Origin of the sequence: Lacinutrix algicola (genome assembly GCF_001418085.1) — a bacterium.
GTDB classification, from domain to species: domain Bacteria; phylum Bacteroidota; class Bacteroidia; order Flavobacteriales; family Flavobacteriaceae; genus Lacinutrix; species Lacinutrix algicola.
Genome location: NZ_LIQH01000040.1, coordinates 242,968 through 268,224, shown reverse-complemented (window position 1 = coordinate 268,224; position 25,257 = coordinate 242,968). Strand labels below are relative to the sequence as shown.

The 25,257-nt window shown below is 30.9% G+C and carries 24 protein-coding genes; 10 read left to right on the top strand and 14 right to left on the bottom strand.

What is annotated here, in order from left to right:
- Window positions 1-97: 97 nt before the first annotated feature.
- From ASC41_RS14165 to ASC41_RS14135, 7 genes are all read right to left on the bottom strand, one after another.
- Window positions 98-442, bottom strand: coding sequence for a hypothetical protein (locus ASC41_RS14165; RefSeq protein WP_055437305.1), 345 nt, complete (start codon window positions 440-442; stop codon window positions 98-100).
- A complete protein-coding gene (locus tag ASC41_RS14160) occupies window positions 443-937 on the bottom strand; it encodes a DUF6787 family protein (protein WP_055437304.1) in 495 nt (164 codons plus the stop codon). It abuts the gene before it with no gap.
- A gap of 29 nt (window positions 938-966) precedes the next feature.
- Window positions 967-1,404 (bottom strand): DUF6146 family protein, encoded by a 438-nt coding sequence (locus ASC41_RS14155; RefSeq protein WP_055437303.1) that lies wholly within the window; start codon window positions 1,402-1,404, stop codon window positions 967-969.
- A gap of 113 nt (window positions 1,405-1,517) precedes the next feature.
- Complete coding sequence (locus ASC41_RS14150; protein ID WP_055437302.1) at window positions 1,518-2,153, bottom strand: DUF937 domain-containing protein; 636 nt, start codon at window positions 2,151-2,153, stop codon at window positions 1,518-1,520.
- Between the two features lie 112 nt (window positions 2,154-2,265).
- Window positions 2,266-3,228, bottom strand: coding sequence for a D-2-hydroxyacid dehydrogenase (locus ASC41_RS14145; RefSeq protein WP_055437301.1), 963 nt, complete (start codon window positions 3,226-3,228; stop codon window positions 2,266-2,268).
- A gap of 162 nt (window positions 3,229-3,390) precedes the next feature.
- Window positions 3,391-4,452 (bottom strand): 3-phosphoserine/phosphohydroxythreonine transaminase, encoded by a 1,062-nt coding sequence (gene serC, locus ASC41_RS14140; RefSeq protein ID WP_055437300.1) that lies wholly within the window; start codon window positions 4,450-4,452, stop codon window positions 3,391-3,393.
- Between the two features lie 417 nt (window positions 4,453-4,869).
- A complete protein-coding gene (locus tag ASC41_RS14135) occupies window positions 4,870-5,928 on the bottom strand; it encodes an acyl-CoA reductase (RefSeq protein ID WP_055437418.1) in 1,059 nt (352 codons plus the stop codon).
- A gap of 76 nt (window positions 5,929-6,004) precedes the next feature.
- Between ASC41_RS14135 and ASC41_RS14130 the strand changes: the two genes are divergently transcribed.
- The gene (locus ASC41_RS14130; RefSeq protein ID WP_055437417.1) at window positions 6,005-6,358 is read left to right on the top strand and encodes a 4Fe-4S dicluster domain-containing protein; all 354 of its coding nucleotides are present in this window, start codon (window positions 6,005-6,007) and stop codon (window positions 6,356-6,358) included.
- A 71-nt stretch (window positions 6,359-6,429) separates the two neighbouring features.
- On the opposite strand, the gene ASC41_RS14125 is transcribed toward ASC41_RS14130, so the two are convergent.
- Together ASC41_RS14125 and ASC41_RS14120 are read right to left on the bottom strand one after the other, a co-directional pair.
- Window positions 6,430-7,557: a carboxypeptidase-like regulatory domain-containing protein gene (locus ASC41_RS14125; RefSeq protein ID WP_055437299.1), complete on the bottom strand. Its 1,128-nt coding sequence runs from the start codon at window positions 7,555-7,557 to the stop codon at window positions 6,430-6,432.
- Window positions 7,558-7,735: 178 nt separating this feature from the next.
- Window positions 7,736-10,624, bottom strand: coding sequence for a TonB-dependent receptor (locus tag ASC41_RS14120; protein WP_055437298.1), 2,889 nt, complete (start codon window positions 10,622-10,624; stop codon window positions 7,736-7,738).
- Between the two features lie 204 nt (window positions 10,625-10,828).
- Between ASC41_RS14120 and ychF the strand changes: the two genes are divergently transcribed.
- The 6 genes from ychF to ASC41_RS14095 all read left to right on the top strand — a co-directional run bounded on the left by ychF (window position 10,829) and on the right by ASC41_RS14095 (window position 19,345).
- Window positions 10,829-11,923: a redox-regulated ATPase YchF gene (ychF, locus tag ASC41_RS14115; protein ID WP_055437297.1), complete on the top strand. Its 1,095-nt coding sequence runs from the start codon at window positions 10,829-10,831 to the stop codon at window positions 11,921-11,923.
- A 9-nt stretch (window positions 11,924-11,932) separates the two neighbouring features.
- A complete protein-coding gene (locus tag ASC41_RS14110) occupies window positions 11,933-13,348 on the top strand; it encodes a glycosyltransferase family 39 protein (RefSeq protein WP_055437296.1) in 1,416 nt (471 codons plus the stop codon).
- 137 nt (window positions 13,349-13,485) lie between these two features.
- Window positions 13,486-15,342 carry a DNA topoisomerase IV subunit B gene (locus tag ASC41_RS14105; RefSeq protein ID WP_055437295.1) on the top strand — a complete coding sequence of 619 codons (1,857 nt, stop codon included), beginning with the start codon at window positions 13,486-13,488 and terminating at the stop codon, window positions 15,340-15,342.
- A 13-nt stretch (window positions 15,343-15,355) separates the two neighbouring features.
- Entirely contained in the window at window positions 15,356-15,532 is a 177-nt protein-coding gene (locus ASC41_RS16950) for a hypothetical protein (protein ID WP_160318811.1), read from the top strand.
- Window positions 15,533-15,606: 74 nt separating this feature from the next.
- The gene (locus ASC41_RS14100; protein ID WP_055437294.1) at window positions 15,607-18,342 is read left to right on the top strand and encodes a DNA gyrase/topoisomerase IV subunit A; all 2,736 of its coding nucleotides are present in this window, start codon (window positions 15,607-15,609) and stop codon (window positions 18,340-18,342) included.
- Window positions 18,343-18,682: 340 nt separating this feature from the next.
- Window positions 18,683-19,345 carry an ATP-binding cassette domain-containing protein gene (locus ASC41_RS14095; protein ID WP_055437293.1) on the top strand — a complete coding sequence of 221 codons (663 nt, stop codon included), beginning with the start codon at window positions 18,683-18,685 and terminating at the stop codon, window positions 19,343-19,345.
- Window positions 19,346-19,392: 47 nt separating this feature from the next.
- Here ASC41_RS14095 and ASC41_RS14090 read toward each other — a convergent pair whose 3' ends face one another.
- The 3 genes from ASC41_RS14090 to ASC41_RS14080 form a co-directional block, all read right to left on the bottom strand.
- Window positions 19,393-20,181, bottom strand: coding sequence for a TerC family protein (locus ASC41_RS14090; RefSeq protein WP_055437292.1), 789 nt, complete (start codon window positions 20,179-20,181; stop codon window positions 19,393-19,395).
- A 16-nt stretch (window positions 20,182-20,197) separates the two neighbouring features.
- Window positions 20,198-20,578: a hypothetical protein gene (locus tag ASC41_RS14085; protein ID WP_055437291.1), complete on the bottom strand. Its 381-nt coding sequence runs from the start codon at window positions 20,576-20,578 to the stop codon at window positions 20,198-20,200.
- Window positions 20,579-20,685: 107 nt separating this feature from the next.
- Window positions 20,686-21,120, bottom strand: a complete 435-nt coding sequence (locus ASC41_RS14080) for a helix-turn-helix domain-containing protein (protein WP_055437290.1) — start codon at window positions 21,118-21,120, stop codon at window positions 20,686-20,688.
- A 314-nt stretch (window positions 21,121-21,434) separates the two neighbouring features.
- On the opposite strand from ASC41_RS14080, the gene ASC41_RS14075 reads away from it, so the two are divergent.
- The 3 genes from ASC41_RS14075 (at window position 21,435) to ASC41_RS14065 (ending at window position 23,727) form a co-directional block, all read left to right on the top strand.
- Window positions 21,435-22,577, top strand: a complete 1,143-nt coding sequence (locus ASC41_RS14075) for a DUF2817 domain-containing protein (RefSeq protein WP_055437289.1) — start codon at window positions 21,435-21,437, stop codon at window positions 22,575-22,577.
- Window positions 22,578-22,648: 71 nt separating this feature from the next.
- Window positions 22,649-23,128 carry an Lrp/AsnC family transcriptional regulator gene (locus ASC41_RS14070; RefSeq protein WP_055437288.1) on the top strand — a complete coding sequence of 160 codons (480 nt, stop codon included), beginning with the start codon at window positions 22,649-22,651 and terminating at the stop codon, window positions 23,126-23,128.
- A gap of 77 nt (window positions 23,129-23,205) precedes the next feature.
- Window positions 23,206-23,727: a DinB family protein gene (locus ASC41_RS14065; protein WP_055437287.1), complete on the top strand. Its 522-nt coding sequence runs from the start codon at window positions 23,206-23,208 to the stop codon at window positions 23,725-23,727.
- 7 nt (window positions 23,728-23,734) lie between these two features.
- Here the strand turns inward: ASC41_RS14065 and ASC41_RS14060 are convergent, their stop codons facing one another.
- Window positions 23,735-24,025, bottom strand: coding sequence for a hypothetical protein (locus tag ASC41_RS14060; protein ID WP_055437286.1), 291 nt, complete (start codon window positions 24,023-24,025; stop codon window positions 23,735-23,737).
- A gap of 87 nt (window positions 24,026-24,112) precedes the next feature.
- Window positions 24,113-25,180 (bottom strand): 3-dehydroquinate synthase, encoded by a 1,068-nt coding sequence (gene aroB / locus ASC41_RS14055; RefSeq protein WP_055437285.1) that lies wholly within the window; start codon window positions 25,178-25,180, stop codon window positions 24,113-24,115.
- Window positions 25,181-25,257: the final 77 nt, after the last annotated feature.

The following is a 25,257-nucleotide window of genomic DNA, read 5'->3' as shown; positions in this document are numbered from 1 at the left end:
CATAAAAGCATTTAACCAATTTATATATTAAAATGATTTTATTTAATGAGAGTATCATTATATAAAAGGCTGAGATATTACTTTAGTTTAAAGTAATTTAAGAGAAAAGAATAATTGTAGAAGGAGGACCTCTTAATGCAACACCAATGCTTTGGTAGCTGCTAATATAAAAATATTGATTATCAATTTTTTTATGATTATTTTGAAATATAGGTATGATGATGTCGTTAAAAACGAAGGAAAAAGTATTATTTAATTTAAACTTGTAAAATTCACAGTCTATATCAATTTCATGAAAGTGACTATCTGATGGATTATTACAAACTTCATGTTTATGGTTCTCAAAAACGTGCGCAAACTTTACAGCAGAAGGAAAAAGAACAACAACAAAAAGAAGTATTGCCGTGCTTTTAAATAATATATGTTGTAATGTATGCTTCATTTAATCTAAATACCTGCCTAAGCCAAAACGGCGTAACATTTTTTTCTCGAATTCCCAGAAAAATTTACCTTGACCAAGTAAATAACCTGTGGTTACTAATAAAACTTGATAAAAAACAAGCCCAATGATAATATATAAAATCCAATAGACAAAGACATTTAAGTTTTCTTTAGTAATTCCTATAAATTTAATAAAAGGTCTGCCTACTAATAAAGACGATGATCCAGTAATTGCAAAAACTATAAATATTCTAATTATTTCCCAACGTTGTTTAACAACCCATTTGTTTTCTAACTTTTTGAATATTAGTAAAACTAAACGTAAAAGAAAGAACGTAATTAAAAGTGCAAATGCAATTTGAAATGCAATATGAGATTCTTTTCTAAACAATCCAGCTATTTTAAAGCTAGAGTAGAAGAGACCTAACAACCCAATTAAAGGAAATAGTAATTGCCAGTTTTTTGTAATCTCCCAACGTTTTTTAAATTGCTTCATAGCCTTTTTTTAGAAGCTGCAAATATAAATTAATTTTGAGGAACTCTTGTGCCTAAAAGGTTTTGCTTGTATCTATTTTGAAAATAAACAAAATAGTTATACATTTTGTAGTTTACATCGTAGCCATAATCTACACCTTGAGAATAGTTAATTTGCATTTCGTATAAATTAGAATTGTATTGTCTAGGTTGTAAAACGCGTCTGTTCCATTCTTGAACATAACGTATATTTCTGGTTTCTAAATAGTTTTGTAGATAAAAGCCTTTTGGTTTAGCAACAGAAGCAAGGTATGTGCCAAAGCCAGGTTCAATAATAATAACATCATACTCAATATTATCTCCAGAAATTTTAATGGTATCACCTTTTTTAATTTCAATGCCTTCGTTTTTTGTAACTGTAGTTTCTTTAGAAGAGTTACAAGCAAAAACCATAAGTATAACAGTGAATAAAAGAAATACGTTTTTCATGAGTCTAATTTTTATAAAAATACAAATTATATAATTGAGTTAAGTATAATAAATAAAAAGAGCCAAACCTTGGTTTGACTCTTTTTATTTATTATTTCAGGTTTTAAGAAATATTATTTTCCAAAAAGACCACCTAATAGTCCACCAAGACCACCTTTGCTTTTTGCCCCACCAAGTACCATTCCGGCAACATCATCGACAATACTTCCGTCTCCATCTGCATCTAAAATAGACTCTAAGAAACTTTGTTCTTTATCTGCTGAGTTTCCTCCTAATAAACCACCAAGTAAATCTCCAATACCATTAGAAGAGCTTACATTTTGTTGTTGTGCTTGTTTTCCTAAAACACCCATTAAAATTGGTGCAGCTACTTTTAAAATATTTGCGACTGAACTAGCATCTAATCCAGATTTTTCACCTATAATTTTTTCAACTCCTTCTTTTTTAGCACCTAAAACGTGATTTAAAATCTTATCTCCATCATTTTTAACTTCGTCATCAACACCACCACCAAATAATCCACCTAGATTATCTAATATACTTCCGTTGTGCTTTCCTTGTATTGCTCCCATAAGTCCTTCTGCTCCTTCTGGAGTAGTGGCATTACGCTGCATAGCTTTCATCAATACTGGTAGAGCCATTGTAAGTACGCTACTTGTTTTTGATGAGTCGTTTCCTGTTGATCCTGCAACACCACTAATTATTGATTTTCCTAAATCGCTTCCTAATAAATCTAAAATTCCAGACATTTTTTTATATTGTTTAAGTTATTACTGTGTTGAAAAGGTACATAAAAAAAGCCTTAACATAAATATTAAGGCTTTGTATTTTTTTATTTATTGAAATTAACGGGATAAACAGTTAGTTTTTTCCGTCAAGTAACAGGTTTTTTATTTGTGTTGCAAGTTCTACACCAATGCGATCTTGTGCTTCATTTGTTGCTGCACCAATGTGTGGTGTTAATGAAATTTTTGGGTTCATAAGTATTTGTACAGCCGGAGTTGGTTCATCTTGAAAAGTATCTAAGCCAGCAAATGCAATTTTACCACTGTCTAAAGCTTTTACTAATTCTACTTCGTTAACAACACCACCACGAGCAGCATTTATTAAAGCAGAACCATCTTTCATCATATCAAACTGTGCTTGACCAATTACGTAGTCTTTTTGTGCAGGTACGTGAAGAGTTACAAAGTCCGATTGTTTTAAAACATCATCCATTATTTGTGTCTTAATATTAAAACTTGCAGATTGACCATCGAAAAAATCGACAGATACATCAGCAGTTTCAATAAATTTATCGGCAGCAATAACTTTCATACCAACACCTAAACCTATTTTTGCAACTTCTTGACCAATACGTCCAAAACCAATTATACCAAGAGTTTTTCCTCTTAATTCAACTCCTTTAGCATAGTTTTTCTTAAGTTTCTTAAATTGAGTATCTCCATCTAATGGCATGTTTCTATTAGAATCGTATAAGTAACGTACACCTGTAAAAAGATGAGCGAATACTAATTCGGCTACAGATTGAGAAGAAGCAGCAGGTGTGTTAATTACGTGTAACCCTTGTTCGCGTGCATAATCTACATCTATATTATCCATACCAACACCACCACGTCCAATAATTTTTAAATCTGGACAAGCGTCAATAACTTCTTTTCTTACTGTTGTTGCACTACGCACTAAAACAACACTAATCTTGTTTTCGTTAATATAGTTTGCTAATTGTTCTTGTGCTACAGTTGTTGTAGATACTTCGAATCCTGCACTTTCTAAAGCGTCAATTCCACTTTGAGAAATACCATCGTTTGCTAATACTTTCATAGAAATTTATTTCGTTACTCTCATTTTCATGAGAATATTATTAATTATTGTTATGAAAAAAGTGAAAAATTAAAAGTGTTTTAAACGATTAATATTTCAACTTAAAATTATTTTGTTTTTTAATATTTTGAATGTAAAACGGTTTATTGATAATAACCAATTTTAAGCTTTACTTTCTAATTCACTCATGATCTCTACTAATACTTTTACACTGTCTAGTGATAAAGCATTGTACATTGATGCTCTGTAACCACCAACGCTTCTATGACCATTAATACCGTTAATACCACCTTCTTTACACATGGCATCGAAAGTTTCTTTAAGGTTTTCATTCTCTAAAGTAAAGGTTGCATTCATTTTAGAACGGTCTTCTTTTGCTGCAAAACCTTTAAATAGAGGGTTTAAATCTATTTCAGAATACATTACAATTGCTTTCTTTTCGTTCTCTTTTTCTATTGCTTTTATACCACCTAAGTCTTTTAGCCATTGCATAGTTAACATAGATGTGTATACTGCAAATACGGGAGGAGTATTAAACATACTACCTTTATCGATATGTACTTTGTAATCCATCATAGATGGCATTTTACGAGATACTTTACCTAGAATATCTTCTTTAATAACAACTAGTGTTGTTCCTGCAGGTCCCATATTTTTTTGGGCTCCAGCATAAATTAAATCAAATTGAGAAAAGTCTAATGTACGAGAGAAAATATCACTACTCATATCGCAAACTAATGGAATATCTACTTTTGGAAAACTTTTCATTTGTGTTCCAAAAATGGTATTGTTAGAAGTACAGTGAAAATAGTCGTAATCTGAAGGTACATCGTATCCTTTTGGGATATAGTTGTAATTTGCTTCTTTAGAAGATGCTACTTCGTAAACATCATCGTAAATTTTAGCTTCTTTAATTGCTTTATCACTCCATGCACCTGTATTTAAATACCCAGCGCGTTTTTCTAATAAATTAAGAGCAACCATTAAAAATTGAGTACTTGCTCCACCTTGTAAAAATAAAGCTTTGTATCCTTTACCTTCTAAGCCTAAAAGCTCTAAAGCTAAAGCTCTAGCTTTTTCCATAACATCTACAAATGGTTTACTTCTATGCGATATTTCTATTAAAGATAATCCGTTATCGAAATCTAATAAGGCTTCCGAAGCTTTTAAAATTACTTCTTTAGGTAATACGCAAGGTCCTGCGCTAAAATTGTGTCTTTTCATGGTATGCTGAATTTATTTCAGGATGTATTAATATTTCATTTTCTTTTAAAAATGATTTGAATAACAAGAATACAAAGGTGCTAAATATTGAATAGTTTTCTGTTATTAATATGATAATTTATTAGCTATAATTTTAACAAATATTAATGTTTAATTTTTTGCAAAAGAATATTATTAATATTGTAACTTAAAATAGAAACTGTTTTTGGTACAGTTTTTAACTTAGTAATTATGAGCTTAACACTTTGATATTGAGTGCTTTTTGTTTTATGTCTTTACGTTGTTCAAAAAGTTAAACTAATTGTATCAATAAGCATTACAAGTTTTGTTTGGTCTTCTTTTTGAATAATTAGTCTAGAATTTTAATAATTAAAGCAAAAATAAAACAGTATAGAAACTGAACGGTATTTATATATTTTATAAGTTTAATAAAAATGTAATAGTATCTACATTATCTGCATAATCCCAAAGTTCTGGTTTTTGAGTATTACCAAATTTAATTTCATTTTCTGTGAAACCTTTAGCTACAATGCATTGTATGTTTTCGGTTTTTTGCGCTAATGTATCTTGTAGTACATTCGTATCTTCATAAAATTCGTAAAATACTGTGGCTATTGGAGAAGAGAAGCTTTCGTCTTCTTTAATCATAAGGAAGCCATTTTCCAGCATATCGAATTCACTCATTATATAAACGGCCTTATTGTAATCGTAATTATTAGCATATTTAGATTCGTTAATAATTGGATTCCATTTATACATAGCTTTAAAAAAAGCATCGAAATTATAGTTTTTTGGTAAGTATAACTTAGAAACGTTCCTGCAACCTAAACCATAGTATCTAAAGATGTCTTCGGATAGATCTTCAAGTTCTTCGTGAGTTTCCTTTCCAGTTAAAACAGCAACTGAATTTCTATTTTTTCTTATAATTGAAGGTTTATCTTTAAAATAATATTCAAAATAACGCGCTGTATTAGAGCTTCCGGTTGCAATAACGGCGTCAAAGTTTTCCATCTTAGCTTCGGTAAACTTTATTTTTCCTTTAAAACCAGGTTCTACATGTTCTAAATACTTCGCTAGAAAAGGAAGTAAATGCTTATCGTTAGACGATTGTTTTACTAAAACCATATGCCCTGAAATTAAAACAGAAATAAAATCGTGAAAACCAACCAAAGGAATATTTCCTGCCATAATAATGGCCACATTTTGAGAGTTGCTTTCTGTAAAGTTATAGGATGAAGTCCATTTTGTTAGTTGGTTTTTTGTTAACGAGTTAACCCAGCCATTAATAGAAAATACAATATTGGCTTTTGTAAACCATCCGTTATTTTCTTGTGCTAATTTTATTTGATGCTTAAAGCCTTCAAAAAACAATTCATTGTGTGGAATGTTGTCTTGTTCTTGGAATGTTTCCGAAGAAAATTGACTAATAAATGTTCCTAATTTTGAGAAAGCGTTAATTCTTTGTTCTAAAGTCATTCTGTATTTGGTTATGAATGGTTTTGGCTTTATTTTTGCAATTGCAAATTTACGCAAACTAAATAAAAAAACTACTATGGCAATTATTATAACAGACGAATGTATAAATTGTGGAGCATGCGAGCCAGAATGCCCGAATACTGCAATTTATGAAGGTGCTGACGATTGGAGATATAAAGATGGAACAAGTTTAGACGGTAATATTGTACTTACAGATGGTAAAGCTGTAGATGCAGATGAAGCGCAAGAACCTATTAGTGATGAAATTTATTACATTGTTCCAGATAAATGTACAGAGTGTGTTGGGTTTCATGAAGAGCCACAATGTGCTGCAGTTTGTCCTGTGGATTGTTGTGTGCCTGATGACGACCACGTTGAAACTGAAGAAGCATTATTAGGAAAGCAGAAATTTATGCATCCTGATGGATAATAGGTTATTAATCTATACTAATGATAAAAAAAAGCCGAAACAGTGATTTTTTTTTTATATTGTATTTTGTGTTAATCAATATCAGTCATTTCAAAAACTAAATACTCCATTATTCTATCTGTTGTAGTGAAATCGAATTCTTGATTTTCTGTATGAAATGAAGAATAAAAAACAGCACCTTGGCCTAATAGAAACGTAAAAGCTAAATCTTTGTTTTCTGTTATTGTGGCAGAGGACGCATCATTATAATCTACCTCACCATTAATCCATGAGATAGTTGTAGCAGGATCATATGAATCTACAACTTGCCAAGCGTATAAAAATTCATCAATTTCCACAACATCATTAACAGATATTCCAAAGTTTAACGATAACCAAGCACTTAAATTACCATCTAAAATGGTAGCAGTAGTCGTTAGGGATTGCCCGCTTCGTCTAGGTGTGTAGAAAGATAAATAATTAGTATCGTTATTTGTTATAGTATTTAATAGGCTAGAAGACCAATCTGTAACATATAAAAAACCGCCATTATTTACATAATCCATTAAGTTTTGCTCGTAAATAGGATTTTCTGAATGACTACTGCAATTAATAAATAAAACATCGTAAGATGCTAAAAGAGTAGGATTAGACATTAAATCGGTATAAGAGAAGCTTACATTAGGATCTAATATTGGATTTTTCATTTGGCTATTACTTGTATTAGCTCCATGTACATGTTCTAAGTTGTCTAAAGGTGTGTTTTTATTTAAAGTGATGCCATCTATTATATCGAATAATGGCTCTCCGCTAATAGGATTTACTAGTCCAATACCATATAAAACACTTTCAATATTATCGTAATTTCCTGTAATCACTCCAATGTTGGGAAGTATTTCAATTTTATAACTATCTAAAGTTATTTCGCCTTCAACTGTGATTTGTTTTTCGGTAGTAAATAGTCCTTTGGCTAATTTTAAACTATAATCACCTTTTTTAAGAGATAATTGAAAATTACCTTGAGCATCTGTTCTAGTTTCATATGCAATTATATTATTGTTTAACGCTGAAACTTTAGCGTTTACAATAGGATCTATATTGTTAGGAGCGAGTAGTCTTCCAGAAATATTTATGCTTTCTGGATTTGAACTTGGTTTTTCATCTTCGGAACAAGAGAAAATAAACAATAGTAATAATGCTGATAAAATAGTTGATCTCATAATGGTTGGTTTTATTGATATATAAATATAACAACTTTACTATTAAAACTCCTACCGTATTTTGTTTGTAACTGTTTATTTTTTAGATTTTTATATATAATTTAAATTAGAATTATTAAATAAAAAAAATGCTATTCGGTTAGGAATAGCATTTTTTAAATTGAAGCTTTGGTTTTAATTAAAACTTGTAGTTTATAGATAAGTTAAACATTGTACCTAATTGGCTAAAATGAGAACCATCGTAAGTCATTTGAGAATAACGTTGGTTAAAAGTAATTAAATTAGATTGGTTTCTAGTTGCTGCTGCATCAGCTAAAATAGCAGCGCCATCTGAGTTTTCTGCTTTAAATTCCCATTCTGGTAATACATTAAGTAAGTTGTTTACGTTTAAAGAGATTGTTAATTTTTCTGTAGCATTATAGTTAACGGCTAAGTCTGTAACAATTTTAGGAATAAACTCTGTACGTAAATCATTACTTAAACCTTGTTGTTTAAAAGTAGTTTTACCAAAATAAGTATTGTTTAAAGAGAACCCGAATTTATTAATGTCGTAGTTAGCGCCAAGAATCCATTTTGTTTCTGGTCTAGATGTGAAAAACAAAGCTTCTTGAGTTGCGTTTACAACAGATTGTCCTGCATTTGCCACTAAAGGAATATCTTTAACCGCTCCGTCTCTTTCGTTTTTAATAGTATAGTTTCCAGAAAGGTTAAGATCTAAATCTCCTTCTCCTAGAGAAATATTTTTCTTACTTAAAACAACATCAATTCCAGATGTTCTAGTATCTATTGCATTAGAGAAGAAACTTACATCGTTTAAGTTATTGTCTCTTAAAATATCATCTAATGGAGTTGTTCCAATGTTATTTCCATTATCATCAAAAGCAGTACCTGTTATTTCAGAACCTAAAACAATTCTATCTTCTACAGAAATACTATAGTAATCTACTGTAAATGTTAGATTGTCGGCTAATTTACCTCCAAATCCTATTGTAAAGTTGTTTGAAGTTTCAGCATCTAATTCTGGAATACCTAATAATTTAGCTTGTGTTGAGACATTGTTAATTAAACCACCAACTTGAATTCCTGATCCAGGAGTAAAGCTGTATTGCGCTTTTTGAGTATAGATTTGGTGAAGTGTTGGCGCTCTAAATCCTGAAGAAATAGAAGCTCTAGCAGTTAAGTTTTCTGTTAGTTTGTAGCGTGAACTTAATTTATAAACGAAAGTGTTACCAAAATCTGAATAATTTTCTGTTCTTACTGTTCCGCTTAATAAAAAAGCGTCACTTACATCATAATCTAAAGAGAAATAACCACCAATATTGTAACGGTTAAATTTCCCAGAGTTTTGAGGAGCATTACCAGAAAAAGAATCTGCACCACCACCATCATAAGATGCTAATTCACCTTCAATAACTTCAAAAGTTTCATTTCTAAACTCGGCACCAAAACCAACACTTATTTTATCAGATAATATTCTAGAAATATCAATATTTCCTACGTTATGAGTAAATCTTGTTCCACCTGGATCGAATGATTGCTGACTATTATCTCTGTATAGTTCTGTGGGCTCAAATTCACCAGTCTCAGGATTATAACTAGGAGCGAATACTTCATTTCTGTTGTGAGAATTACTAACAGTATAAGTTTGCGTATTTCCACCAGTTGTATAACTTAAATCTACATTCCAATCGTTAATTTTAGTTTTAACACCAATAGTGCCATTGTAATCATTTAATAAACCTTCAAAAGTAGGAGTGTAGCCATCGTATCCACCTGCTGTATTTGGGTTGTTGCCAGGGAAAAAATCTGCTAAATAAGGATCTGCATCAACAGATCTCCAATACGGTGTTCTATTATTTGCAAAACTATTAACCTTTTTATAAACATAGGCTGCATTAAAATACAATTCGGTATTATCTGCAACATCAAAACCACCATTAATTAAAAATTTAGAAGATGCATTTTCAGGAGATCCATTTACGTTATCGGCATCAGGATTACGACTTAAATACTCGTTTATTTGAGTAACTCCAGCAGCATTGTCTGCCGTTATAGAAGCTTCAGTAGCTCCATTTACATAGTTATCAGGATCAGTTGGGTCAACATATACAAAATCGGCATATTCACCACCTTCTAATGGTTCTCCGTTTGGTCCAAGATTAGAAGTTCCTCCATCTACTGTGCCAGGTCTATTTGCTAAATTAGTTTTAGATAAATCTATAGTATAGTTAATATAACCTTTGTCGTCGCCAATAGTAGTACCATTGTTTACAGAGAAACCTATTGTTTCACCATCACCTTCAGATGTCATTCCTGTTCTTAAAGTAGCAGAACCGTTGTTTACATCGTCTTTTAATATAATATTCATTACTCCAGCAATAGCATCAGATCCGTATTGAGCAGATGCTCCATCACGTAAAATTTCAACTCTTTTAATGGCGTCCGTTGGTATTGCAGAAATATCTGCACCAGTTTCTCCACGACCAGGAGAGGTTTGTGTGTATAATAACGCACTTAGATTTTTACGTTTTCCATTAATTAAAATTAATGTTCTACTTGGTCCCATATTTCTAATTTCATAGGGATCTAAAAGTGAAGTTGCATCATTTACAGGTGTTTGTACTGTGTTAAATGATGGTATTCTATATTGTAACGCTTTGTCAAAAGAAGCTTGACCTGTAGAGGTAAGTTCTTTAACACCTACTACATCAATAGGCAATGCTGTGTCAACACTACTTCTAGGTGCGGTACGTGATCCAACAAGAACGACTTCATCTAGCGCTTCGCCATCAGCCATTGTAAGGTTTATAAGAGATTTGCCATCTATTGCTACTTCTTGTTTGTTGTAGCCAACTGAGCTAAATACTAGTATTGCAGAGTCACTAACATTCAAGGAATAGTTACCGTCAAAGTCTGTTGCTGTTCCATTAGACGTTCCTTTTTCCACAACGTTAACACCTGGTAGTGCAGATCCATTAGCATCAGACACTGTACCCGAAACAGTCTGTTGTGCAAAAGTAAATGCTGTAAACATAAGGAGGGATAATAAAAAAGTTAGTTTTTTCATTTTTTTTATTTTTAATGATTAGTGATGCTAAATTATGTTAAAGAATTCATAAAACGACTTAATTATTGAATAAATGTTTATTTTTTAATAAAAAAAATGATTTTCATCAAAAATATTCTTAAAAAATGATAATAATATTGAATGATTCAGATTGTATTTTAATGATTAAGTATAGTATATTTGCAGCTTTAAAAATTCGTATATATGAAAGCAGGAATTGTAGGCTTACCAAACGTAGGGAAATCAACTTTATTTAATTGTTTATCTAATGCAAAGGCGCAAAGTGCAAACTTTCCATTTTGTACAATAGAGCCTAATATAGGTGTGGTAAATGTACCAGATCCAAGACTTCAAAAATTAGAAGAATTAGTAAACCCAGAACGCGTTTTACCAGCAACTGTAGAGATTGTTGATATTGCAGGTTTAGTAAAAGGAGCAAGTAAAGGTGAAGGTTTAGGGAATCAATTTTTAGCTAATATTAGAGAAACAGATGCTATTTTACACGTATTACGTTGTTTTGATAACGATAATATTGTGCATGTAGATGGAAAAGTAGATCCTATTAGTGATAAAGAAACTATTGATATCGAATTACAATTAAAAGATTTAGATACAGTAGAGAAGAAGCTTGACAAAGTTAAACGTGCTGCAAAAACAGGAAATAAAGAAGCGCAGAAAGAAGAAGCTGTGCTTTTAAAGCTTAAAGCAGGTTTAGAAGCCGGAATTTCTGTTCGTGCTTTAGAGTTTACAGAAGATGAAGATAAAGATTTTGTAAAACCATCTCAATTAATTACAGACAAGCCAGTATTGTACGTTTGTAATGTAGATGAAGGTGCTGCGGTTAATGGGAACGAATATGTAGATAGAGTTAGAGAAGCTGTTAAAGATGAAGGAGCTGAGGTTTTAGTACTTGCAGTTGGAACAGAAGCAGATATTACCGAGTTAGATGATTACGAAGAACGTCAAATGTTTTTATCAGATATTGGTTTAGACGAGCCAGGTTCGGCGAAGTTAATTCGTTCGGCTTACAAATTATTAAACCTACAAACATATTTTACTGCAGGTGTAAAAGAGGTGCGTGCTTGGACAATTGATATTGGATCAACAGCGCCACAAGCAGCTGGTGTTATTCATACAGATTTCGAAAAAGGTTTTATTCGAGCAGAAGTTATTGGTTATAACGACTATGTAGAGCATGGGAGTGAAGCTAAAGTAAAAGAAGCTGGTAAAATGAAAGTAGAAGGTAAAACTTACGTTGTTAAAGATGGAGATGTAATGCATTTCTTATTTAATGTGTAGCTTACTTAAATGTTAGACTTTGTAAAAAAAATAAGCTACAAGCAAGTGCTGTTTTTTTTGGTAACTACTTTAGTTTTTCAATTTGTATTACTAAAAGACTTACCTTTTTTTTGGGATGGTATTAGTAAATCTGTAAGGGCAAGTTGGATTTATAATTCTAATTTTACAGAATGGATTGTTCCAACGAACATAAATTCTGGACATCCACCACTATGGATATTGTTATTGGCAACTTTTTGGACTGTTTTTCAAAAAACGCTATGGTCGTCAAGGCTTCTATTATTATTAGTTAATATAGGAGCCGTATGGCAATTAGTTTTACTATGTAAGACTAATTTTACTAAAAGAGTAGCTCCATTTCTAATCTTTTTGGTTTGTTTAGAGCCCACTTTTGTAGCGCAAACAACAAGTTTAAATAACGACATGTTATTGTTGTTTTTTACGCTATTAGCTGTAAATTCTATATTAAAAAACAGGCTATTTTTCTTTACGTTTGCAGTAACTGGTTTGCTGTTTACAAACTTAAGAGGAATGTATATTTTGCTCGCTATATTATTAACTCATTTTGCATATATAAAATATAAATTAATAGAAGTAAAGAGGTCAATGTACTTAGGTTATTTGGTGTCAATTCTATTGTTTTCTGTTTTTTGTGCACTCCAATATCAAAAATTAGGTTGGTTTATTATTAGTTTAAATGAAGGGTATAATGACCATAGACAATCCGTTGATTTTAAACAAATAATTATAAATACTATTGTGGTTTTAAAATGCTTTTTAGAATATGGTAGGTTTATTATCTATATTATTTTATTGCCTTTAGTTATTAAGTATCTTAAAAATCGGAAAAAGAATAAAAGTAAAGAAATTGATAGATTGTTATTAGCTTTTTTAATCTTTGTTTTCGTTTTGTTATTAGGTATGATACCGTTTTCTAACCCAATTGGAGATAGATATTTTATGATTTGTTATATACTGTCTATCGTATTGTTAATCAATTTGATAAGCATGTATATAGCTAATAAAAAAACAGTTGTTTATTGTTTAATTACCGTGTTTTTTGTTTCTGGACATTTTTGGGTTTATCCTGCTACTATATCTCAATCTTGGGATAGCTCGTTAGCTTATTTAAACTATTATAAAATAGAATCTAAAATGGAAGATTTTATAACCTCTCAAGGAATTGATAAGGCAAAAATTGGAACAAGAATAAGATTGAATGAGCGTTTTTATTCAGAGTTAAAAACTGCAGAAGATACTAAGCAATATTCTACTTTTAATATTGATACAAATGAATATATCTTACTTTCAAATGTAGAAAACTACACAAAAGACGAAGAGTTAAATCATGTCAAGAATAATTGGAAACTGATTAAAGAGTATTCTCAATTAGGTGTATTTGTTTCTTTATACAAAAAGCCATAAAATCACCTCAAAAAACAAATTTTTTAGGGAAAAAGTACTTATTATAAAACATTGTTAATTAATTTATCAATGCAGTGTTTTATTTTTTGCTATGTTGTATTATATTAGCATTCTATCACGAAATTTTACTCAAATCTATGTCTGAAGAAACTAAATATACCGAAGATAATATACGCTCGCTCGACTGGAAAGAACATATCCGTATGCGACCAGGAATGTATATTGGTAAGCTTGGTGATGGTTCTTCGCCAGACGATGGTATTTATATTTTATTAAAAGAAGTGCTCGATAACTCTATAGATGAGTATGTTATGGGTGCTGGTAAAACTATTGAGATTTCAGTTCAAGGTACTAAAGTAATTGTTCGTGATTATGGTCGTGGTATTCCGCTTGGTAAAGTTGTAGATGTAGTGTCTAAAATGAACACTGGAGGAAAGTACGATTCTAAAGCCTTTAAAAAATCGGTTGGATTAAACGGTGTTGGTACAAAGGCGGTAAATGCTTTGTCATCTTATTTTAGAGTAGAATCTTCTCGTGATGGTAAAAGTGCATCTGCAGATTTTGAGCAAGGAAACCTTGTTGATGAAGAGTTTTTAGAAGAAACAAGCAGAAGAAAAGGTACAAAAGTATCTTTCGTTCCAGATGAAATCATTTTTAAAAATTACAAATACCGACCAGAGTATATTGTAAAAATGCTTAAAAACTATGTGTACCTAAATCCAGGTTTAACAATAGTTTTTAATGGCGAAAAATATTTTAGTGAAAACGGTTTAAAAGATTTATTAGCCGAAAAAATAGCAGAGTCAGATTTACTTTATCCAATTATTCATCTTCGTGGTGATGATATTGAAGTTGCAATAACACACAGTAAAACACAATATAGCGAAGAGTATAATAGTTTTGTTAACGGACAAAACACTACACAAGGTGGAACACACTTAACTGCATTTAGAGAAGCTGTTGTAAAAACCATTCGCGATTTTTATGGTAAGCAATACGATGCATCAGATATTAGAAAATCTATTGTATCTGCCATTGCAATTAAAGTAATGGAGCCTGTTTTCGAGAGTCAGACAAAAACAAAATTAGGATCTACAGATATGGGTGGCGAGTTGCCAACCGTAAGAACTTATATTAACGATTTCTTAAAAACGTATTTAGATAATTATCTACATAAAAATACAGATACAGCAGATAAGATTCAACGTAAAATTCTACAAGCAGAACGTGAGCGTAAAGAATTATCGGGTATTAGAAAATTAGCAAAAGACAGAGCTAAAAAAGCAAGTTTACATAATAAGAAATTACGCGATTGTCGTGTACATTTTGGAGATGCTAAAAATCCTAGAAATTTAGAATCAACTTTGTTTATTACAGAGGGAGATTCAGCTTCTGGTAGTATTACAAAATCTCGAGATGTAAACACGCAAGCCGTTTTTAGTTTAAAAGGAAAGCCTTTAAATTGTTACGGACTTACAAAGAAAATTGTTTACGAAAACGAAGAGTTTAACTTATTGCAAGCAGCTCTTAATATTGAAGAATCATTAGCAGATTTAAGATATAACAATGTAGTAATAGCAACAGATGCCGATGTCGATGGTATGCATATTCGCTTGTTGTTAATTACATTTTTTCTTCAATTTTTTCCTGAAGTTATAAAAGAAGGACACCTTTATATTTTGCAAACTCCTTTGTTTAGAGTTCGAAATAAAAAGGAAACAATTTATTGTTATTCTGAAGAAGAAAGACGCGATGCAATCGATAAATTAAAGCCAAAGCCAGAAATTACCCGATTTAAGGGACTTGGTGAGATTTCGCCAGACGAATTTGTGCATTTTATTGGTGAAGATATTAGATTAGATCCTGTAATGTTAGACGATAATATGTCTATTGAAGATTTGTTGTCTTTTTATATGGGTAAAAATACACCAACAAGACAGGAGTTTATTATCGATAACCTTAAGGTTGAGTTAGATGTAATTGAAGAGTCTTAGAAGTAAATAAAAGATGAGAATATTTAAAATAGTAGGTTGGCTTGCATTAATATGTTATTGGATTTATAAAATATATACAAACGATTTGCAAGTAAAAAGTAATACAATGTACTATGCTGCAGTATTAATCTCGGTTGGAGGTTTTGCTAAAAGTATTTACGATTATAAAAATGCTTTAAAAGAAAAATAATTGTTTGTTATTCTGGTGAAAGCTAGAATTCATAAAAAAGAATATATTTCTGCTAATACAGGAATAATAGAAATATGACAGAAGACCAAAATGACGATTTAGAAAATATAACTAACGAAAATTTAGATAACCAAGAGCCGCAGGAAACCATTACCAGAATTACTGGAATGTATAAAGAGTGGTTCCTGGATTATGCTTCGTATGTTATCTTGGAGCGTGCAGTACCAGCTATAGAAGATGGTTTTAAACCTGTGCAGCGTCGTATCATGCATTCTATGAAAGATTTAGACGATGGTCGTTACAATAAAGTAGCAAACATTGTCGGTCACACCATGCAGTACCACCCACACGGTGATGCAAGTATTGCAGATGCCATGGTTCAAATTGGTCAGAAAGATTTGTTAATAGACACTCAAGGAAACTGGGGAAATATATTAACAGGAGATAGAGCAGCAGCTTCTCGTTATATAGAAGCACGAATTTCTAAATTTGGTTTAGATGTTGTTTTTAATCCGAAAATTACCGAGTGGCAACAGAGTTACGATGGTAGGCGTAAAGAGCCAATAAATTTACCAGTAATGTTTCCATTATTGTTAGCGCAAGGTGGAGAAGGAATTGCGGTAGGTTTATCTACAAAAATATTACCACACAATTTTATAGAGTTAATAGATGCTTCAATAAAGCATTTGCAAGGGAAACGTTTTACTATTTTTCCAGATTTTCCAACTGCAGGAGTCGCAGATTTTTCAAATTATAACGATGGTTTAAGAGGAGGAAAGGTGCGTGTTCGTGCTAAAATTTCGCAAATAGACAAGAATACATTGGCTATTACAGAGATTCCTTTTGGTACAACAACATCATCACTTATCGATTCTGTTTTAAAAGCAAACGATAAAGGGAAGATTAAGATTAAAAAAATTGAAGATAATACAGCTGCGGAAGTTGAAATATTAATTCATTTACCATCAGGATTATCACCAGATAAAACTATCGATGCATTATTTGCATTTACAAGTTGTGAAAGTTCAATTTCGCCACTAGGTTGTGTAATTGAAGATAACAAACCATTATTTGTTGGTGTTACAGAAATGCTTCGTAGAAGTACAGATAATACTGTTCAACTTTTAAAGCAGGAACTTGAAATAAAACTTGGAGAGTTTGAAGAGCAATGGCATTTTGCGAGTTTAGAACGTATTTTTATAGAGAATAGAATTTACCGTGATATTGAAGAAGAGGAAACTTGGGATGGTGTAATTGCCGCTATCGATAAAGGACTTCAGCCACATATAAAACATTTAAAACGTGCTATAACTGTAGAGGATATTACACGTTTAACTGAAATTAGAATTAAGCGTATTTCGAAATTTGATATTGATAAAGCACAACAGAAAATTGATGCTTTAGAAGAACAAATAGCAGAAGTAAAACATCATTTAGCTAACTTAATCGATTATGCAATTGCATACTTTACACGATTAAAAAAAGAATATGGTGAAGGTAGAGAGCGTAAAACAGAAATAAGAACTTTTGGAGATGTAGATGCTACTAAAGTAATTATTAGAAACACAAAACTTTATGTAAATAGAGAAGAAGGTTTTATTGGTACCTCTTTACGAAAAGACGAATATGTTGGTGACTGTAGTGATATCGACGATATTATTGCGTTTACAGGTGATGGGAAAATGATGGTGACTAAGGTGGATACTAAAACTTTTATTGGTAAAGATATTATCCATGTTGCAATCTTTAAAAAGAAAGACAAGCGTACTATTTATAACCTAATTTATCGTGATGGAAGTAAAGGTGCTTCGTATATAAAACGTTTTGCGGTAACTTCGGTTACTCGAGATAAAGAGTACGATTTAACTAATGGTACAAAGAGTTCTAAACTTTGGTATTTTTCAGCGAATCCAAATGGTGAGGCAGAGGTAATAAGTGTGCTTTTAAGGCAGGTTGGTAGTGTTAAAAAATTAAAATGGGATATCGATTTTGCCGATATTTTAATAAAAGGTCGTGCGTCTAAAGGTAATGTGGTTACTAAGTATCCTATTAAAAAAATAGAATTAAAAGAAAAAGGTGTGTCTACACTTAAGCCACGTAAAATATGGTTCGACGAAACTGTTCAACGTTTAAATGTGGATGGTAGAGGTGAACTGGTTGGTGAGTTTAGAGGTGAGGATAAATTATTAATTATCAATCAAAAAGGAATTGTGAAAACTGTAACGCCCGAGGTTACACTTCATTTTGATGACGATATGATTGTCATGGAAAAATGGATTCCTAAAAAGCCAATTTCCGCAGTTTACTTCGATGGTGAAAAAGAAAAGCACTACGTTAAGCGTTTTATTATTGAAAACGAAAGTAGAGAAGAGAGTTTTATTACCGAGCATGAAAAATCTCAATTAGAAATTGTTTCTACAGATTGGAAGCCAATGGCAGAGATTGTTTTTGTAAAAGAAAGAGGTAAGGATAGAAGAGAGAATGAAGAAATAAATATCGAAGAATTTATTTCTGTAAAAGGTATTACTGCTCTCGGAAATCAATTAACTAAGTATAAAATCAATCAAGTAAATTTATTAGAGGCTTTACCTTATGAAGAGCCTGAAGAGGCTTCTATAGAGGCTGTAGAGGTTGTAGAAGAGATTGTAGTCGAGAATACTTTACCTATAGGTGTTCCTGTTGTAGAAGTTGATACGCCTGCTAAAGAGTTTGTTAGTAAGGAGGATAAGGCTAAAAAAGCATTAGAAAGAGCTATCCAAAAGAAAAAAGAAAATCTTGAAGATGGAAAGGATCAAACGTCATTGTTTTAATTAGAATTAACTTAATTTTTTGATTGTTTAGTTTTGTGATAATTATTTTTAAATAAATATCACAAAACCTTTATTTGAGACTTTTAAAAAACATACTTTTATTTCAGAAGAAAATCTTTTTTACTTCTTATGTAATTTCAATCCCGATCATTGTATTTCAAAACTTTACATTTTATGGGATTTTGGTTATGTTGGTAATGATACTCTTGCATTATTTTATATATGAAGTTAAGAATGAAAATGAATACTTCTATTACTATAATTTAGGATTCTCGAGACTACAATTGTGGTTGTTAACTTTTTTTATCGGAATAATTAATGTTGTAATATTTGCATTAATATGAGCCGTCTTTATGTAGATAGTATTAACAAGTCTTATAATAACAGAGTTATTTTATCTGATGTGTTTTTGTCTTGTGAAATAGGTGAGATTAAAGGATTAATTGGAAGGAACGGTTGTGGAAAATCTACATTACTTAAAATTATATTTGGTGTAGAAAATGCGGAAAATAGATTTGTAAAAATCGACGGTAGTTTAATTAAAAACACATCAGACTGTAAAGGGTTATTAAGTTACTTACCACAAAAGCATTTTTTGCCCAATGGAGTAAATATCTCAAAAATTATTAATTTGTTTTTGGAGAAAAAATATAGAGAAAAATTGCTCTCAAATAAATTCATAATTCCATTACTTAATAAAACCAATCAAGAACTTTCTGGAGGAGAAAGAAGAATTGTTGAAATTTTATTATTAATTCATTCAAATTCTAAATTTATATTATTAGATGAACCTTTTAATGGAGTAAGTCCAATATTAAAGGAATATATCTCAGAGTGTATTTTGGAAGCCAAAAAAGAGAAAGGAATTATAATTACTGATCATGATTACGAAAATGTGCTAAAATTAGCAGATGCTATTTCGTTTTTAAAAGATGGTTATTTAAGAACTATTAAAGAGAAATCTCAATTAGTTGAATTGGGTTATTTTGTGAGGGTAGATTAAAGTGTATCTACCCTCAAATTTTAAGTAATCAAACAAACGATATTTTATTATTTTTTAGTCTTACTTGTTTTCTTATTTAAAAACTCAACAAATAAAGAAAATGTTATTGCAAAATATAAATAACCTTTAGGAATTGCACCAACAGTATTTCCAAAAAATTCTGTATGAGATAGGTGAGCAGCTTCTGTAAGAAGCATAAAACCAATTAGTATTAAAAACGATAATCCTAATATTTGAATACTAGGATTTTCGTCTATAAAACGTCTTATCTTGTTTGCAAAGCCAATCATTATTGCAATCGAGATTATAACTGCAATTATCATTAATATTAAATTATGATTTTGATTGTCCGATAAGCCATTAGTCATCCCAACAGCAGTTAAAATAGAATCGATAGAGAAAATAAAATCTAAAATTAATATTTGTACAATGGCTTGCTGAAAAGACTTTATTACTTTTCCTTTAGCTTCCTCTTCATCATGTTTAGGAGTTTCTACTTTTTCTCTAATTTCTGAAGTAGACTTATAGATTAAAAATAATCCACCACAAAATAATATTAATGCTTGCCAACTTATTTCAAGATGAAGCCAACTTGTTTCTATAATTTTAAAAGGCTCAGATAGGCCAACAAGAAAAGAAACAAAGAATAGTAGTATTATACGTTGTACCATTGCAAGCAATAGTCCAATGTTGGTTACTTTTCCACGTTGTTCTACTGGGAGTTTATTAGCTGCAATAGAGATAAAGACTATATTATCTATTCCTAGAATAATTTCAAGGAAGGTAAGTGTTAGTAGTGCGAAAATAGCATCAGAGGTTAATAGAAAATCTAGCATAATTATTTTATGTCTTTTAATTAATTAGTTCAGCTTTAGTTACGGTACCTTTTTGTTTTTCAGATTTACCCACATAAGAATATTCAAAAGTATAGCCAGAATCTGTTGTGCTTAAAATTTTTAAATGAATATCGTTTTTATCAGCCATTCGTTTTGGGTTGATGGTTTTGAATATCACTTCACAATCATTAATCCATCTTACTTCAGAAGAATCTATTTTATTGTCGTAAGTTTCTATTTGAAGATTTTCAGACCTTAATATATGCCCAACTTTTTCTACACCATTATCATTGTAGTTAAATTCAAAATAACCAGTTTTATAATCTGTGCAATTTCGTTCTGGCTGTTGGCAACTAATAATAAGAACAAGAGAGAATAGGAAGAATATATTTTTCATTTTTTAAAATTTGCTTTAAAACAAATTTACAAAATGAAAAGCTTAAAAAAGGGCTTTTTTACTATTCTCTTAGAATCGCATATTTTAAATTTTTAAGTGACTTGTGTTTAATTCTCAAAATTTGAAAAACTACCATCTTTATAAAAAATGACAATGCGATCAATTTCCTTTTTAGAATTTGAAACAATTTGTTTCATTTCAGAATTATCGGTTGGTCTTTTTTCGATTTCAGTTTTAATTTCAGTTTCAGCTTTCGAAAATAAATTTTGATTTTCAACTTTTGGTTTCACTTCAACTTTTTGTTCTGAATCTTTTTCAAATGGAAATTTTCCTTTTCCATTCATCAACCAATACAATTCTACTTCCGGAAAAGAGGAGAGTACTTTTAGTACAAATTCTAAACTTGGTTTATTTCTACCAGAAAGAATATGTGAAATACTAGAGCGTTGCACACCTATTTTTTCGGCAAAAGAAGAGGCGCTTTCACCGTAGTAATCTATGACTTTTTTAAGCCTTTTAGTAAATTCTTGGTTGTTTATCATTGTTATACAAATGTAAACAATCTAAAAGAAACTGAGTGTTTACATTTGTATATTTAACAGTATTATTATTGTTGAAGTTAGTTTAGTATGTGTAAATGTATTAAATGTATACTTTATGTATTAATATATAACTAGCTGAAAATAAATAATATAATTTACAAAATAATAATTTGTAATTATTTCTGTTTTGGATTAAGAGTTTCCTGTAGAATTTACATGCCTATTGGTTACATCTGTAAATTACATTTGTAACAATTACTGTTTACAAATGTAAAATAGATATTGTTTACATTTGTAACGTAAACAAAACCTATATGGAACAGATAGTATTAAAGACTATATTTAACACTTGCAAAGAGACGTCTCTTATTGGGCGATATATTACAGTAGAACATATTAAACCACTTTTAATTAAACACTCAAATAATTTTAAAATTGAAGTTATTGGGCAGTCTGTTTTAAAAGAAGACATACACTCTATTAAAGTTGGATCTGGAAATAAAAAGATCTTAATGTGGTCTCAAATGCATGGAAACGAATCGACGACTACTAAGGCTGTTTTCGATTTACTTAATTTTTTAGCAGACACTAATAATGCAAAATCCATATTAAAAGACTGTACAATACTTATTATTCCTATTTTAAATCCAGATGGCGCTAAGGCTTATACGCGCTTAAATGCTAATGGAGTGGATTTAAATCGAGATGCGCAAAACTTATCTCAGCCCGAAAGTAATGTGCTTAGGTCTCTTTATAATAGCTTTAAACCTCATTATTGCTTTAATTTACATGGGCAGCGTACTATATTTAGCGCAGGAGAAGTAAATAAAAGTGCTAGTTTGTCTTTTTTGTCTCCTGCTCAAAATGAAAAATGTAGTGTTACCGATAATAGAAAGGTTGCCATGTCTATAATATCTAAAATTAATACCATGCTACAGACCGAAATACCTAATCAGGTTGGTGTTTATGATGATGTTTTTAATATAAACTGTGTTGGTGATACTTTTCAAACTTTAAACACACCAACGGTTTTGTTTGAGGCTGGGCATTATGCAGATGATTACCAGAGAGAAGAGGTGAGGCGCTTGGTGTTTCAGTCTTATTTGACTGCGTTAAACGCTATATCTGAGGATAAAATTGATTTAAATGACTTTGAAGATTATTTAAAAATCCCTCAAAATGGAAAGCTCTTTTTTGATGTGATTATTAAGAATGCCTTGTATGAAAACAAAACTGTAAATATTGCTGTTCAGTACCAGGAGAAATTAATTGATAGTAAAGTGCATTTTGTTCCAAAAATCGAAAAAATTATAAATGATGATGCTTTTTTTGCTCATAACTATTTGAATGCTAGTGGTGACGTGGTTTACGGGCAAAATGGAGAATCTTTGACTTTAGGAAGCGAAAACGATTTCGTAATAATAAATAATGTAAAATTTTCATTAAAATTTGATTAATCTGTATTTTTAGTGTGGATAATTTAATAAAAATGTATTATTTTTGATTTTTATTTAAGAAAATAGACAAAATGGCTAAATTTAAACTAGACGAAATAGATCATCAAATTCTTGATATGCTGATCGATAATACAAGAGTTCCTTTTACGGATATTGCAAAAAAATTATTAATATCTGCAGGGACGGTGCATGTAAGAGTGAAGAAAATGGAAGATGCGGGAATTATTAAAGGTTCGTCGTTAACATTGGATTATAAGAAATTAGGGTATTCATTTATTGCTTACGTAGGTGTGTTTCTTAAAAACACATCGCAAACAACATTTGTTTTAGAGCGTATTAACGATATTCCTTTTGTTACTGTAGCACACGTTACTACTGGTAAGTTTAATGTTTTTTGTAAAATTAGAGCAAAAAACACAGAGCATGCTAAGGATGTGATCTTTATGCTTGATGCTATTGAAGGTGTTTATAGAACTGAAACTATGATTTCTTTAGAGGAAAGTATAAACGATAAAAAGCGTTTAATGCACGATATCTTTAATTCTTTATAAGGTTATTTAAGTGTGATAATTTAAAGTCCTTTAGCTATCTTGCTAAAGGACTTTTTTATGAATACAAATTAAGAAAAATGAAAGCAACAGATTTAAATAAAAACGAGTATTTGCCGTATTTCCAGCCGTACATTAACAAAATTGGAGATTTAGTGCTTTTAGAAGGTTTGGTAGATGGATTAGAGAAAACAATTACTTTCTTGAAATCTATTCCAGAAGATAAATTGGAGTATCGTTACGAGATTAATAAGTGGACTATTAAAGAGATAGTGAGTCATTTAATAGATTCGGAGCGTATTTTTGCATACAGAGCTTTGCGCTTTGCTAGAAAGGATAAAACTCCTGTTGCAGGTTTTGAGCAAGATGATTATATTTTAGCTTGTGAAGCAAATAAAAGAAGTATGGAAGATCTTTTGGAGGAATTTGTGTTGGTAAAACAGGCTTCTATTGCTCTTTATAAAACTTTTGGCACAGATAGTGAGGTTTTAAAAAGAACAGGTGTTGCAGGTGGTGGAGAGGTTTCTGTTCGAGCTTTAGGTTTTTTAATTGCTGGACACGAAAAACATCATTGTGATATAATAAGAGAGCGTTATCTTTAAAGAGTAATCACTCTTCTTCGTCGTTATTGAAGGACTTATTAATTATAATGTGTCCTTCATTATTTAAAACTAAATCATCTGTGTCGTCAAAATTCGCCATGGTATAGTGAAGTTTGCTGCTTATTTTTACGAGGTAAATTATTTCCTCAGTTCTAACTTCTATGGCTTCTATGGTTTCGTTTTTATGGTTGTCGAAAACGAGAATGTCGTTATCTCCATACCCATCAGGGTACTTCTGAGTAAGTAATGTTAGTACTTCTGGTGTTAATTTTTTGTAATCTACAATAACTCTACGCATAACATTAAAGGTTTAGGTTAGATGTTTTATTTCGCTTAAATACTGTGAGTTAATTATAAAAATACAAATTTTTATTTATAAATCATATTAAGATTTGTAAAATTTAAAAGCTTCTAAGATAGCTTCGTTTTCGACTATGCAACCTGTTTTTGGTTTGCCTATTGCTTCTAGTAGTACAAAGTTAATGTTGCCATGTTCATTTTTCTTATCGTACTTTAATAGATCGATAATAGGTGAGTAGTCTGTTTCAGTAATTTCTATATGACCATAAACGGCTTTAATTACGTTTTTAATATTATTGTTTTTTTCTTCAGAAAAACCACAGTATTTAACAGAGAGGTAGTTTGCTAATACAATTCCAATAGCAATAGCTTCTCCATGTAGCAAGCGCTCTTTATTGTCACTATCCATGTAATAAGATTCTATGGCGTGGCCTAGAGTGTGTCCGTAATTTAAAGTCTTACGCAAGCCTTGTTCTGTAGGATCTTGCTCAACAATAGTCTTCTTTATTATTATAGACTGGTAAATTAAATCGTCTAAATCTTCTATCGTAGATTGTGACAAATCTTGAAGTTGGTTCCAGTATTTTTCGTCGTAAATTAAGCCGTGTTTTAACATTTCAGCTAAACCAGAGCGCATTTCTAATTGTGGTAGAGTTTCTAAAAACGAAGTGTCTACTACAATTAACTCAGGTGTATTAATAACTCCAATTTGGTTTTTTAAAGTACCCAGATCTATTCCTGTTTTTCCTCCAATCGAGGCGTCAACCATTGCTAGGAGTGATGTAGGGATGTTTATAAAATCGATACCACGTTTAAAGGTTGAAGCAACAAAGCCACCTAAATCTGTAACAACTCCACCGCCAATATTAATGATAACACTTTTTCTATCAGCACCATATTCAGATAAGGTTTCCCAAAGCCCAAGGCATATGTCTAGGTTTTTAGATTCTTCTCCTGGATCAATTTCTAAAATGTCGTAGGCAATCTCTGTATCTATATTAGCGAGAAAAAAAGGAACGCAATCTATATTTGTGTTAGTATCACATAAGATAAAAACTTTTGAATAATTCGAGTCGCTTAAGTGTTGATTTAGTGCTTTGTATCCGTTGCTATTGAAATGGATAGTGTAATCTTGTGTTGTGATAGAAGTCATTAAAAAATGTATTATTATGATGTAAAAGTAAGGAGTTTTTGAATAAGTATAACTTAGTTGATTTATATTTGTGAAAT